This is a genomic window from Microlunatus sp. M237 (genome assembly GCF_056896895.1).
The window spans coordinates 108,685-121,303 of sequence record NZ_JBXHBL010000003.1 but is presented as its reverse complement, the minus strand read 5'-3'; the positions used below and the strand labels follow the sequence as shown (position 1 = coordinate 121,303).

Here is a 12,619-nt window from a genome sequence, read left to right as displayed (position 1 = left end):
GCTGGACGTGCGAGGTGCCAAGACACCGCCGGCCGGTGGTTCGGCCTCTCGTAGGATGCACAGCCATGACCTACGCCGCTGATCCTCAGCGCTACTCCGACATGACCTTCCGCCGCTCCGGCCGGAGCGGCCTGCTGCTCCCCGAGCTCTCCTTGGGCCTGTGGCACAACTTCGGCCACGAGCGCCCCATCGACACCCAGCGGGCCATCCTCCGCCGGGCCTTCGACCTCGGGGTGACCCACTTCGACCTGGCCAACAACTACGGTCCGCCGTACGGCAGCGCCGAGACCAACTTCGGTCGGATCTTCGCCGACGACCTGCACCCGTACCGCGACGAGATGATCATCTCCACCAAAGCCGGCTACGACATGTGGCCCGGCCCGTACGGCGAGTGGGGCTCGCGCAAATACCTGCTCGCCTCGCTCGACCAGTCCTTGAAGCGGACCGGCCTGGACTACGTCGACATCTTCTACTCCCACCGCCCCGATCCCAGCACCCCGATCGAGGAGACGATGGGTGCCCTGGCGACGGCCGTGCACTCGGGCAAGGCGCTGTACGTCGGCATCTCCAGCTATGACCCCGACCAGACCCGGGCGGCGGCGGCCGCGCTCGCCGAGCACAAGGTGCCGCTGCTGATCCACCAGCCGGTGTACTCGATGTTCAACCGCGGCCTCGAGGACGGTCTGCTGCCGGCCATCGAGGAAGTCGGCGCGGGCTGCATCGTCTTCTCACCGCTGGCGCAAGGGCTGCTGACCGACCGCTACCTGGGCGGGACCGTGCCCGGCGACTCCCGTGCCGCCACCAGCCGTTTCCTGTCCGAGGCGGCCATCAGCGCCACCTATCTCGAGCGGGCCAAGGCGTTGCAGTCGATCGCCGAGCAGCGCGGCCAGACGCTGGCCCAGCTGGCGCTGACCTGGGTGCTGCGGCACGAGGGCGTCACCTCGGCCATCATCGGGGCATCCAGCGTGCAGCAGTTGGAGCAGAACGTGGCTGCGCTGAGCTTCGACCCGCTCTCCGACGACGAGATCGCCGCCATCGAGCCGTACGCGGTGACCGGCACCGGGCGCTGACCCCGCGGGGCAGCCGGGAGCTCAGGAGCGTCCCGGCTGCTCCGGCCAGTCGGGCAGCAGGGTGTCGATCACGCCCAGCTGGTCGACCGAAACGAAGGACGGGTTCGCCATCTGCGGCTGCCGGATCACCTCGAGCTCGCCGAGCCCGTGGGAGCGCAGCTCCGCGACCGTGACCGGCTCCTCGAACAGCGTCACGTCGAGGCCGAGCGCGAACCGCAGCTTGAGCCGAGCGCCGTGAGAGGTCCAGAACCCCGGCTCGTCGACGTCGGGCAGCTGCCGGACCGGCGCGGTGACATGACCCGCACCCCAGAACCCCCGGGCGAAGCCGGTGCTGCCGTTCCCGGAGACCCAGAACAGCGCCTTGTCACCGACCTGGACCAGCTCGCTGCGGTAGTTGCCGAACACGCCCCAGGAATCGATCAGCCGTTGCCCCGACCCCCAATAGGCCGCCAGATCCCAGGTGCTGGGGTTGCACTTGAGCACCCACGCACCGAGGTTCGTTCGGGTCACGGCCAGTGCCACAGCATCTCCTTGCCCACAACTGATCTCCGGGTCCTGCACCTGCGGTCGCGTCCCGCCACCGCGCTGGGTCGAGGCTATCGGGTGATCTCCGCGTCCGGCGGCGGACCGCCGTGCCTGCAGGACCCGGCCCGGCGCTGCACAATGCGAGGGTGACGTCACCAGGCGACGACGCCGGCGAACCGGAGTGGCTGGGCGCCGGCCCGGAAGGCCGCACCGGACCCGGCCGCTCCAGGTCGCCGCGGTTGGTCGCGGTCTGCGCCGCCGTTGTTGTCGCCCTCCTTGTGCTGTCGGTGGTGCTGGACCGGCGCGGTGATATGTCCGATGGACGTGGTGCCGGGGTGGTTCGTGCCCGACGGCGGGCGGGCACAACCCCCCGCCGGCTGGCTCCGCGACGGCAGCCTGGTCTTCCCCGGCCACCGGGTCTGGTCCGGGTGGGCGACCGCAGCGACTACGAGCCGGACATGATGCGCCTGGTCGACCTCCAGGGTCGTACGGTCAGCGCGCTGGTGAAGGTCCATGGACCGGTGACGGGCGACGGGCGCGGAGATCTGCTGGCGTTCGGGTGAACGACTGAGCACCTGCTCGGGCGTTCCGGGACCGCCGTCCGACGTGGCGACTGGTGCTCACCGCCCGCCCGGTGGGTTGACGGGCGTACCGAGCGAGGAGTAGACCGGTTCGGTCGCTACTGACGGCCTGTGGCCGGGACAGGGAGTTCCTCGTGGAGATCCGGCTCGACGCCAACCTGATCGACTATCTCCTGATTGCCCTCTACTTCCTCTTCGTCCTCGGGGTGGGTTGGTATGCCAAGCGGGGGGTGTCCAACTCGATCGAGTTCTTCCTCTCCGGGCGTTCGCTGCCGGCCTGGGTCACCGGTCTGGCCTTCATCTCGGCCAATCTCGGCGCCGTCGAGGTGATGGGCATGTCAGCCAACGGTGCTCAGTACGGCTATCCCACCTTCCACTACTTCTGGATCGGCGCCGTACCAGCGATGCTGTTCCTGGGTGTGGTGATGATGCCGTTCTACTACGGCTCCAAAGTTCGATCGGTACCGGAGTTCATGCGGCTCCGATTCGGCACCGGCGCCCACCTCGTGAACGCGATCTCCTTCGCGGTCGCGCAGCTCCTGATCGCCGGCGTCAACCTCTATCTGCTCGGCACCATCGTCAACCGGCTGCTGGGCTGGCCGCTGTGGCTGGGACTGGTCGTGGCCGCCGCCATCGTGCTGGCCTACATCACTCTGGGCGGTCTGAGTGCGGCCATCTACAACGAGGTGCTGCAGTTCTTCGTCATCGTCGCTGCGCTGCTGCCGCTGACCCTGATCGCCCTGCACAAGGTCGGCGGCTGGCAGGGCATGTTGGACCGGGTCGCCAACGATGGCGCGGGAGGAGCCGAGCAGCTCAACGCCTGGCCGGGTACGGCGTTGTCCGGATTCAGCAACAGCGTGCTGAGCGTCATCGGCATCGTCTTCGGTCTTGGCTTCGTGCTGTCCTTCGGCTATTGGACGACCAACTTCGTCGAGGTGCAACGGGCGATGGCGTCCAAGGACATCACCTCGGCGCGGATGACGCCGATCATCGGCGCGTTCCCGAAGATGTTCGTCCCGTTCATCGTGATCATCCCCGGCATGCTGGCGGCGGTTCTGGTGAGTGAGCTGGCCGAGTTCAAGCGACTGTCCGTCACCGACGAGGCTGCCGCCGCCGCCACCGGGTTGACGTACAACGACTCCCTTCTGCTGCTGATGCGCGACATCCTCCCCAACGGCTTGCTCGGCGTGGCCATCGCCGGTCTGCTGGCCGCGTTCATGGCCGGTATGGCGGCCAACATCTCCGCCTTCAACACCGTGATGAGCTACGACATCTGGCAGCAATACATCCAGAAGGACAAGCCCGACGACTTCTATCTGAAGGTCGGCCGGCTGGCCACCCTTGCGGCCTGCATCATCGCCATCTTCACTGCGCTGATCGCCTCGAACTTCTCGAACCTGATGGACTATCTGCAGACGCTGTTCGGGTTCTTCAACGCGCCATTGTTCGCCACCTTCCTGCTGGGCATGTTCTGGAAGCGCGCCTCACCCACGGCCGGCTGGATCGGGCTGGTCGCCGGCACCTTGTCAGCTGTGTTCATCTTCATCCTGGCCGAGACCGGTGTGATCTCGCTGCCCGGCCAGGGCGCGGCGTTCGTCGCCGCCGGTGCCGCGTTCGTGGTGGACATAGTGTTGATGGTGGTGGTCTCGCTGGTCACCCAGCCCAAGCCGGTGGCCGAGCTACGCGGTCTGGTCTACTCCGAGACACCTCGGGCCGACCTGGTCGACCCCGACGAGAAGTCGTTGCCGCCGTGGCGACGTCCGCTGCCGATGGCGGGGTTGGCCCTGGGGCTGATCATCGTCCTCAACGTGGCCTTCGCCTGAACCCGCACGCCGATCAAGAGGAGCCAGACGTGAGCGAGCAAGTCCCCACCGTCCCTGAAGGGGCGCACGTGGAGAAGGTCGGCGGGTTCGACATCCGTAACTTCATCGGCCTGCTGATCGGGCTGTACGGGGTGGTGCTGGTGGTCTGGGGCCTGTTCTTCTTCAACGACGCCGAGGCTGCCAAGACCGGTGGCGTGAACGCCAACCTCTGGGCCGGGATCGTGATGATCCTCTTCGCCGCCGCATTCATCCTGTGGTCCCGACTCCGCCCGATCCGGATCGTGGTGGCGAAGAACGAGGAGGGCGCCGAGGTGCCCAAGGACATCGCCCCGACCGACTGATGCTCCACGCCTGCTCAGTACGCTCGCGGTTTTCCCCGGCACCTGACCGCGCCATGCCGATGTCCCGTAACCTCGGCCGTGCGCCGGCGTCTTGATCGAAAGTTCGGCGCCGAGAGGAGAACTCCATGTCCGGCGCCGGGCCTCGCTATGCCTTTCACTTCAGCCCGGCCCGCGGCTGGATGAACGACCCGAACGGTCTGCTCGAACGCGACGGTGTGCACCATCTCTTCTTCCAGCACAACCCCGACGCCCCGTTCCACCGCAACATGCACTGGGGCCACGCGATCAGCACCGACCTCCTCACCTGGGCCGAGCAGCCGATCGCCCTCTTCCCCGGCGATGCCGGTGACTACGACCGGGACGGGGTCTACTCGGGGTGCGCCATCACGCTGGACAACGGCGAGGTGGTGCTCCTCTACTCAGCGAATCTGGACAACCGCCAGCTTCCCGCCATCGCGACCAGCACCGATCGGGCGCTGAACCGCTGGGTCAAGTCCCCGGCGAACCCGGTCGCCGACATCCCGGTGGCCCTCGGACTCACCGATCACCGCGACCACACAGTGATGCGGGTCGGCAATCGGTGGCGCCAGATCCTGGCTGCGGGAGTCGACACCGTCACCACTGGTACGCGAATCCCGGGACAAGCCGGCGGTGACGGCTTCGGTGGCTCGTTGATCAGCTTCCTCTCCGACGGCGACAACCTCAGCTCATGGACGTACGAAGGCGTCGTGGTCGACGGTCGCCACACCGGCATCCCCGGGGAGGTTTGGGAGTGCCCGGACGTGTTCACCCCGCCCGGTGCAGCGCCGGACGAGACGGTGATCATCATGTCGTGGTACACCCGCCCCACGGACCCCGACGCCACGGACGCGGCGTACGACGTCCTCTGGATGAGCGGCACGTTCGATCCGGCCGGTCGCTTCACCCCCACCCGCTACGGGCAGCTCGACCTCGGCGACCGCTTGTTCTACGCCCCCCAGTCCTACACCGCCGCAGATGGTCGCCGGATCATGATCGGCTGGCTGCGGACCCATCTGGACCCCGGCTCGACCGGCCAGCCGGCCGTGGGAGCGGGATCACTGCCCCGCTCGCTGGAGCTCCTCGACGGCCGCCTGACCCAGCGCCCGGTCGCTGAGCTGGCTGCGCTGCCGCGGATCCAGCTCGGACAGCTCCAGGCAGGAAGGACGAGCGTCACGATGCACCCGTCCACCACCCTGGAACTGGCCCTCACTGCTGGGTCCACGACGGATCTCGCCGCGGCGCAGATCGTTCTCACTGATGACGCAGCGCAGGTGACCACGGTGAGCCTGGCGCGGTTCGCCGATACCTCGATCTGGAGTCGCCGGGGACGGGACTGGGTGGGTGAGCCCCCGAACACCACGCGGGTGAGCATCATGGTGGACGGCGGGCTGATCGAGATCTTCGGCGACGACGGCCGGGTCTGCAGCACCAGTGATCTCTCACTGGGCCCGATCACCACTGTGGCGCTGAGTCCGCTCACCCCGGACAGCTGCAAGCTCACCGTGGTGGCTCTGTCACCGAACCGCTGAGCAGGCTGCGTACGGCGGCGGATAACTCGATTGACACCAGGGACAGCCCCGGACACGATCGCGCCATGGCCAAAGGAGCCCGCATGATCTATCAGCATCCGCTGGCTTACCTGATGGGGATGGAAGGTCTTGCCCTCCTGCGGGCGTGGGCGGGCGACTACGACGAGGATTTCGTTCGCCGCCGGCTGGATGAGGTGCGACGGCTGCTCGACGACGAGGCGCTGGCTGGGCACCCAGGTGTGCTGGTTGAACCGGATGCCACCGGCACCGCCTACCAACGATGGGCGGCGAGCTACGACGAGCCGGGCAATGGGCTGTTCGATCTCGATGAGCCGATCGTCTATGGCATCACCGACGCGCTGCCGATCGGCACTGTACTGGATGCCGCCTGCGGGACTGGGCGGTTTGCCGCGCATCTCATGCAGCGCGGCCATCGGGTGATCGGGGTCGACACGTCGCCTGAGATGTTGGCACAGGCGCGTCGGCGCGTCCCCGGCGCTCGGCTCGTCCTCGGTGATCTGCAGCGGCTTCCCCTCCGAGAGGGCTCGATGGACCTGGTCGTCTGCGGGCTGGCCCTGACTCACGTCGACGTGCTGGCACCGGTGATCGAGGAGTTCGCCCGCGTGCTCTGCACCGGTGGGCACCTGATCATCTCTGACGTACACCCCGAACTGGTGCTGCGTGGCTCGGTGCCAACAACCTTCGGTGACCGCGGACAACCGCAGCGGGCGACGGCGAACCGACACCGTATCGGTGATCTTCTCCGGGCCTGCCTCGCGGTGGGCTTCTCGGTCCGGCGTTTCGAGGAACAACAATCTTCTCCCGAGCCCGAGCCCGAGCCCGCTGGGCCGCCACCGGAGCCGACGGGCGAGATCGGCGACTGGGATGGGTGGCCCTGGTCCCTGCTCGGGCTGGTTCCCGAAGCCTCTCGTGCCGCTTGGGACAACCCGGCCGTGGTGGTCTGGCACCTCCAACTGGACTGAGACCAGCAGCGCGTCACGGACCAGATCCCAGGCCTTCTCTAAAGACACCTGCGCCGCGTTCCCGCGGTGACAACGGGGCTACCAGCTCGGCCGCTGTCCGTCCGAGCATTCTCCCAACTCGGTCGTGGCCGACCGCGCCGAGCAGCTCCAACGACCGGTCGGCCGGCTGGCGAAGCACCAGCCGCGGCGCGCGCCGACTGATGGTCGGTGGTCGCCGCCGGGGCTGCGATACGATCCCCGGCATGCGCGCCGCCCGGCTGGTCGATGTCGCCGAACTCGCGGGGGTCTCGGTCAAGACGGTCTCCAACGTGGTGCACAACTACGTGCACGTGTCTCCGGGTATGCGCCAGCGTGTGCTCGAAGCCATCGCGACCCTCAACTACGCCCCGAACAGTGCGGCTCGAGGACTGCGCGGCGGACGGACCGGCATCATCGCGCTGGCCCTGCCCAACCTGGCCGTGCCCTACTTCGCGGAGCTGGCCCGGCTGATCACCAGTGCGGCGGAGGAACGCGGCTACACCATCTTGATGGACCAGACAGAAGGGATGGAGTCACGCGAGCGGACGGTCGCCGGCGGCCTGCGACCGCAGGCCATCGACGGACTCATCTTCAGTCCTCTGGCGCTCGGCGTGCAGGAGATCGCCACCGCCGCCAGCCGGACCCCGATGGTGCTGCTGGGCGAACGCGAACACCCGCCGCAGATCGACCACGTCACCATCGACAATGTCGCGGCCGCGCGCGAAGCGACCAATCACCTCATCGCGGTCGGTCGACGTCGTATCGCCCTGATCGGGGCCGAGATACCAGGTCGGTCCGGCACCGGCGACCCGCGGGTGGCCGGGTACCGGGCGGCAATGGCTGCGGCGGGTCTGGTCGTCGACACCGAGCTCGTCGTCGCCAGCGAGCACTTCCACCGGGCTCAGGGCCGCCAGGGGATGGACCGCCTGTTGGACCTGGCCGACCCACCGGACGCTGTCTTCTGCAGCAACGACCTGCTCGCGCTCGGCGCGCTCCACGCCGCCCGGCTCAGGGGCATCGACGTCCCGGGCGCGCTCGCAGTCGTCGGCTTCGACGACATCGAGGAGACCCAGTACTCCTATCCGCCGCTGTCCACGGTCTCGCCCGACAAGGCGCACATCGCCGAGGCGGCCGTCGACCTCCTCATTCGCAGGCTGGAAGGCCATCTCGTCGGCAAAGGCACCGAGGTCATCGTCGACCATCAGCTCGTCATCCGCGACAGCAGCGCGGCTGGTGCTACGGTCACCACCGCCCGCGGCGACTAGCCGGTCCCTCCCTCGGCCAGCGTGCGCGCGGCCCGGCGGCTGGCGTCGATCTCTTCGGACGGCACGGCACGGGCGGGCCGGGACAGAATGGCGTGGACGCGCTCGAGCGGCAGCTTCGGCTGTCGGTCCTCAGTCAGCAGCCCGTTACGCTCCTGCTCCGTGTCGGTGAGCTGGGTGTAGCAGAAGCCAGCCAGCTCTGGGTTGTCCAGGACCGCCCCCACCAGGTCCGCCAGCCGCTGCTCGAACTCCTCCAGCGACGTCACCGTCGCATAGCCGAACCACTGCTGACCCTCCTCCGGCGCGAAGCTCAGCCCACCGAACTCGGTCAGCACCACCGGCTGTCCCCTGTCCTCGGGATTCCCGAGCAGGACCCGGCGCCGTCCCGGTCGTCTCTCGCGCAATGCGCGACCGATGGCGTCCGGGTCGCGGTACCGATCCCGCAGCGATTCACCCGCTCCGGCGTAGTCGTGCACGCCCCAGATGTCGCTCTCGGTGTGCTCCCAGCCGTCGTTGGAGATCACCGGCCTGCTCGGGTCCAGCGCGGCCGTCAGGTGATACAGCGCCGTCGCGTAGTGCTGCTGACGGGCACTGGTGGCGATGTCTGGCACCCCCCAGCTCTCGTTCAGCGGCACCCAGGTCACCACGCAGGGGTGACTTCGATCGCGCAGCACCACCTCCGACCACTCCTTGACCACCCGCTCGACAGCTCGCGTCTCGAACGCGTACGCGCTGGGCATCTCTCCCCAGACCAGCAGCCCGAGGCGGTCGCAGAGAGCGAGGAAGCGGGGATCCTCCACCTTCTGGTGCACTCGCACCCCGTTGAACCCCAGCGCCTTGGTGAGCTCGACCTCCTGCCGCAGCGCCTCGATGCTGGGTGCGGCGAGCAGAGAGTCCGGCCAGTAGCCCTGCTCCAGCGCCAGGCGCAGGAAGTACGGATGGTTGTTCAGCAGGAATCGTCCATCTCCGTGGCCCACCTGGCGCAGACCGAAGTAGGACCGGACCAGGTCCAGCACAGCGCCGGTGCGGTCCAGCAGCGCGAGCTCGGCGTCGATCAGCACCGGGTTCTCCGGCGACCACAGCAGGCGAGCCCGCTCCTGGCCGTGCCGGGCGGCGGCCAGCGAAAGGTCGAGCCGGGCGTCGTCGGAGCTGAGAGCAATGCTCTGCTCGGCGAGCACCTCGGAGCCGGTCGACAGCCGGACCCGCAGGAGCGACCCATCCGGCGGCCGGAGGGAGAAGCGGGCCTGCAGACCCACCCGGGCCGCGGCGATGTCCGGGGACCAGACAACGTCGATCAGGTGGGCGGCCGGCACGAGCTCCCACCAGACCGGCTGCCAGATCCCCGTCGTCCGGTGATACCAGATCCCGTGGGGGCGCGGCAGCCAGTCCTGCTTGCCGCGCGGCTGGCTCGGATCGTCACTGCGGTCCTCAGCCCGTACGACGAGCTGATGGGTGTCGCCGTCCGCCAACAGGTCAGTGAGATCGAACGAGAAGGGCGTGTGGCCGCCCTCGTGACTGCCGGCGAGCGCGCCGTCGACCCAGACCGAGGCGGCGTAGTCCACGGCACCGAAGTGCAGCAGGACACGGTTGCCGTCAATGGGGCGGGTCAGAACCAGCGACCGCCGATACCAGACCACCGGGTGCTGGGAGGTGTCGCCGATACCCGACCTGCTGCTTTCCGGCGGGAACGGAACCGTGATCTCGCGGTCGAAGGGCTCGTCGCGCTCGAACCAGCGCTCTGACAGGCCCCGGTCAGCATCGTCATAGGCAAACCGCCAGGTGCCGCCCAGATCATGCCACTGCTGGCGGACGAGCTGCGGACGTGGATAGCCGGGGTCCACCTCGCTGGGGTCCATCTCGCTGGACGCCGCACTGGGGACCACCGCGGGCCCGGTCACCAGTCCGCCAGCCGCGGCGCGCCGCGGTCCTCGGTGGCGACCAGCACGTCGACCAGCATCTCGTTCAGCTCGGCCCGCTGCAGCCGGTGCTCCGGGTCGGACCACAGGTTGCGCAGCTCGTTCGGATCGTCTGCCAGGTTGAACAGCTGGCCGCTGCGTTCCCGGTCGGTCGCAGGACGGCCGGAGTGCACCACCAGCTTCCAGTCCCCGGTCCGCAGCATGGTGACGTAGACCGGTGGGTCATAGCTGTGCCCGCTGTCGCGGTACTGGCACAGTGCCCAGTCGCGCCAGGTCGGGTCACTGGCGTGGAAGAGCCGGCTGAGGTCAGCACCCTGATACGACGATGGCACCGTCTGACCCGCGGCGGAAAGGAAGGTCGGAGCAAGGTCCACCCACTGCACCAGCTCGGCGCGCCGCCCTGGTGTCACTCTGCCTGGCCATCGGACGATCAACGGCACCCGCACTGCGCAGTCATACATGAACGGCCCTTTCAGCATCTGCTGGTGATCACCGAGCATCTCCCCGTGGTCACTGGTGAACACGACCATGGTGTCGTCGGCCAGATCGAGCTGGTCGAGCGAGTCCAGGATCCGTCCCACTTCGTCATCGATCAGGGTGACCATGGCGTAGTAGGCCGCGCGGACCTCCTGGATCTCGGCCGGTGTGTATTCAGCAAAGCCACGCGCGTGGCCCGCGTAGGACCGCTGGGATGCCTCACCCAAGATCGCTGGGGCGTCATCGAGCTCGCCGTCGGTCGTCACCGGGGATGGCAACGTGGTCGGGTCATACCGGTCGGCGTACTCCTTCGGTGCCCCGAACCCGTGGTGAGGATCGAAGAAGTTGGCGACGAAGAAGAACGGCTGGTCGGTTCGTCGTGACGACTCGAGGAAGTCGATCGTCTCGTTCCCGATCCACCGGCTGTAGTGCGCCTCGGTCGGCATCGTGTCCCACGAATGCTCCCCACCGCCGGTGATGGCGCTCTGATAGAGATCGGGATATCGCGCCTGCAGCCAGCGGTGATAGGCGTTCTCCGACGAGCCCCGGTATGGATCGTGTGCCCACCGGAAGACGCGGAAGCCGTCGTCGGGCCGCGGTTCGGACCGGCCGTTCTGACATGCGCCCAGATGCAGTTTCCCGACCAGACCGCAGTCATAGCCACCATCGGCCAGGCGCCGGGTGAACAGCTGGTGACGGTCTGGCAGGTCGACGCCGTTGGCATGCAACCCGTGAGCGGCGACGTACTGCCCTGTCATCAGGCTGGCCCGAGACGGCGAGCAGACCGGGTTCTGCACATAGCAGCTGTCAAAGACGACGCCCTCCGCGGCCAGCCGGTCGATGTTCGGCGTCTCGATGTCGCCGTTGCCATAGCACCGCAGCGCGTCGAACCGCTGCTGGTCGGTGCACAGCAACAAGATGTTGGGTGCGGCTGAGGTCTGATCTGACTGGCTCATGATTTGATGGCTCCCGCGATCCCGTCGAAGAAATAACGCTGCAAGAAGATGAACAACAAGAGGATGGGCACGACGGACAAGGTCGCCGCCCCTGCCATCCCGGGCCAGTCCGTAGAGCTCTCGCCGATGAACGCCTGCATCCCGACGCTCAACGTACGCAGGTCGATCCGACCATGACCGCGGCTTCCTCCAGCTCCCGCGGAATGCCGCGGAAATATAGAGATAGAGCAAGATCGCCGCGGCGTGGCCACCGCCGGCAAGCGGCACCCCAATGCCGCACAACGAGTTCAGCCGACACCGGTGCCGCGACCCCCACCCCGGCCAGGGTGAAGACATGGGGCAGCTGGAGCGCCTTGCCCTGGTCGTTCGGGTTGTAGACGGTGTAGGTGACTGTCGGCCCGCCATCCGCGGCGAACTTCTCGAAGGTTGCCTTCTGCGGCTTCTCCAGCGGCTTGAACTCGTCCCACCAGGTGAGGGAGCCACCGTGACCGCCCGCTGGAACACCCGGGTCGGCGGCTTCACCGCTGCAGCCGCCTAGGACAGCTGCCCCGGCCAGGCCTCCGATGGTTCCCGGTCCGGCCACGGTGGCGCACCCCTCTTCAACTCCACGTCCGCGGAGTCCTGTCGATGACGGCACGTGTCGTTCACTACGCTGTACATGCCTTGACCCGCCGAACATTACACCGCTTTTACAGCGTTGCACATGGGTGTACGAGTGCTGGAACGCGGCGGTCAACCCGTTCGGACCGACGGCCCACGGCGGTCATCCGGTTCGGGCCGACGGCCCTCGATGATCAAGATGCGCGGCAGCTCGGCGTCCGGCTCCACGAAGCGGGTGAACACGAGTCCGGCGGTCAGGATGGCGTTGAGATAGGTCGACAGTCTGCGGTGGTTGCCTCCGACATGGCCGCGGACACCGGTCGACGACGTCGTCCACCAGCCCTCCGCGCTGTAGCCGTCCGCCGGTGGCAGCTGGGCAGGGAGTCTCCGCCGGGCTGGGCCTGTCCGGGAAAGCACGGGTGGAACAGCGAGGCGTGAAACCAGCCACCCGGCACCAGCACCGACGCGACTGTGGCCAGCGCGCTGAAGGCCGGATTTGAGGCAAAAGGGGACTCGA

General features: G+C 67.8%; 13 protein-coding genes. 7 read left to right on the top strand and 6 right to left on the bottom strand.

Annotation, left to right across the window (positions count from 1 at the left end; genetic code table 11):
* Nucleotides 1-65: 65 nt before the first annotated feature.
* Complete coding sequence (gene mgrA / locus AC1XX3_RS11685) at nt 66-1,070, top strand: L-glyceraldehyde 3-phosphate reductase (protein WP_483321318.1); 1,005 nt, start codon at nt 66-68, stop codon at nt 1,068-1,070.
* 21 nt (nt 1,071-1,091) lie between these two features.
* Here the strand turns inward: mgrA and AC1XX3_RS11680 are convergent, their stop codons facing one another.
* Nucleotides 1,092-1,592, bottom strand: coding sequence for an EVE domain-containing protein (locus AC1XX3_RS11680; RefSeq protein ID WP_483321317.1), 501 nt, complete (start codon nt 1,590-1,592; stop codon nt 1,092-1,094).
* A 149-nt stretch (nt 1,593-1,741) separates the two neighbouring features.
* Between AC1XX3_RS11680 and AC1XX3_RS11675 the strand changes: the two genes are divergently transcribed.
* From AC1XX3_RS11675 to AC1XX3_RS11650, 6 genes are all read left to right on the top strand, one after another.
* Nucleotides 1,742-2,158, top strand: a complete 417-nt coding sequence (locus AC1XX3_RS11675) for a hypothetical protein (RefSeq protein WP_483321316.1) — start codon at nt 1,742-1,744, stop codon at nt 2,156-2,158.
* Nucleotides 2,159-2,310: 152 nt separating this feature from the next.
* On the top strand, nt 2,311-3,999 hold the full coding sequence (locus tag AC1XX3_RS11670; protein WP_483321315.1) for a sodium:solute symporter family protein: 1,689 nt from the start codon (nt 2,311-2,313) through the stop codon (nt 3,997-3,999).
* Nucleotides 4,000-4,028: 29 nt separating this feature from the next.
* A complete protein-coding gene (locus AC1XX3_RS11665) occupies nt 4,029-4,340 on the top strand; it encodes a hypothetical protein (protein ID WP_483321314.1) in 312 nt (103 codons plus the stop codon).
* A 125-nt stretch (nt 4,341-4,465) separates the two neighbouring features.
* On the top strand, nt 4,466-5,890 hold the full coding sequence (locus AC1XX3_RS11660; RefSeq protein ID WP_483321313.1) for a glycoside hydrolase family 32 protein: 1,425 nt from the start codon (nt 4,466-4,468) through the stop codon (nt 5,888-5,890).
* 83 nt (nt 5,891-5,973) lie between these two features.
* Nucleotides 5,974-6,873, top strand: coding sequence for a class I SAM-dependent methyltransferase (locus AC1XX3_RS11655; protein ID WP_483321312.1), 900 nt, complete (start codon nt 5,974-5,976; stop codon nt 6,871-6,873).
* A 242-nt stretch (nt 6,874-7,115) separates the two neighbouring features.
* The gene (locus AC1XX3_RS11650) at nt 7,116-8,156 is read left to right on the top strand and encodes a LacI family DNA-binding transcriptional regulator (RefSeq protein WP_483321311.1); all 1,041 of its coding nucleotides are present in this window, start codon (nt 7,116-7,118) and stop codon (nt 8,154-8,156) included.
* Here AC1XX3_RS11650 and AC1XX3_RS11645 read toward each other — a convergent pair.
* The 5 genes from AC1XX3_RS11645 to AC1XX3_RS11625 form a co-directional block, all read right to left on the bottom strand.
* Complete coding sequence (locus AC1XX3_RS11645) at nt 8,153-10,051, bottom strand: glycoside hydrolase family 2 protein (RefSeq protein WP_483321309.1); 1,899 nt, start codon at nt 10,049-10,051, stop codon at nt 8,153-8,155. The genes AC1XX3_RS11650 and AC1XX3_RS11645 overlap by 4 nt on opposite strands.
* Nucleotides 10,048-11,502 carry a sulfatase-like hydrolase/transferase gene (locus AC1XX3_RS11640; protein WP_483321307.1) on the bottom strand — a complete coding sequence of 485 codons (1,455 nt, stop codon included), beginning with the start codon at nt 11,500-11,502 and terminating at the stop codon, nt 10,048-10,050. Before AC1XX3_RS11640 ends, AC1XX3_RS11645 begins: the two co-directional genes overlap by 4 nt.
* Complete coding sequence (locus tag AC1XX3_RS11635) at nt 11,499-11,642, bottom strand: hypothetical protein (protein WP_483321305.1); 144 nt, start codon at nt 11,640-11,642, stop codon at nt 11,499-11,501. The genes AC1XX3_RS11640 and AC1XX3_RS11635 overlap by 4 nt, the downstream gene beginning before the upstream one ends.
* 8 nt (nt 11,643-11,650) lie before the next feature.
* Nucleotides 11,651-12,085, bottom strand: coding sequence for a hypothetical protein (locus tag AC1XX3_RS11630; RefSeq protein ID WP_483321303.1), 435 nt, complete (start codon nt 12,083-12,085; stop codon nt 11,651-11,653).
* 149 nt (nt 12,086-12,234) lie between these two features.
* Nucleotides 12,235-12,519, bottom strand: coding sequence for a hypothetical protein (locus AC1XX3_RS11625; protein ID WP_483321301.1), 285 nt, complete (start codon nt 12,517-12,519; stop codon nt 12,235-12,237).
* Nucleotides 12,520-12,619 lie beyond the last annotated feature (100 nt).

What these genes read in the sequence shown, in the direction of transcription:
- mgrA (WP_483321318.1), top strand. Translation starts at nt 66, where the DNA reads ATGACCTACGCCGCTGATCCTCAGCGCTACTCCGACATGACCTTCCGC.
- AC1XX3_RS11660 (WP_483321313.1), top strand. Translation starts at nt 4,466, where the DNA reads ATGTCCGGCGCCGGGCCTCGCTATGCCTTTCACTTCAGCCCGGCCCGC.
- AC1XX3_RS11655 (WP_483321312.1), top strand. Translation starts at nt 5,974, where the DNA reads ATGATCTATCAGCATCCGCTGGCTTACCTGATGGGGATGGAAGGTCTT.
- AC1XX3_RS11650 (WP_483321311.1), top strand. Translation starts at nt 7,116, where the DNA reads ATGCGCGCCGCCCGGCTGGTCGATGTCGCCGAACTCGCGGGGGTCTCG.
- AC1XX3_RS11640 (WP_483321307.1), bottom strand. Translation starts at nt 11,502, where the DNA reads ATGAGCCAGTCAGATCAGACCTCAGCCGCACCCAACATCTTGTTGCTG.
- AC1XX3_RS11635 (WP_483321305.1), bottom strand. Translation starts at nt 11,642, where the DNA reads ATGCAGGCGTTCATCGGCGAGAGCTCTACGGACTGGCCCGGGATGGCA.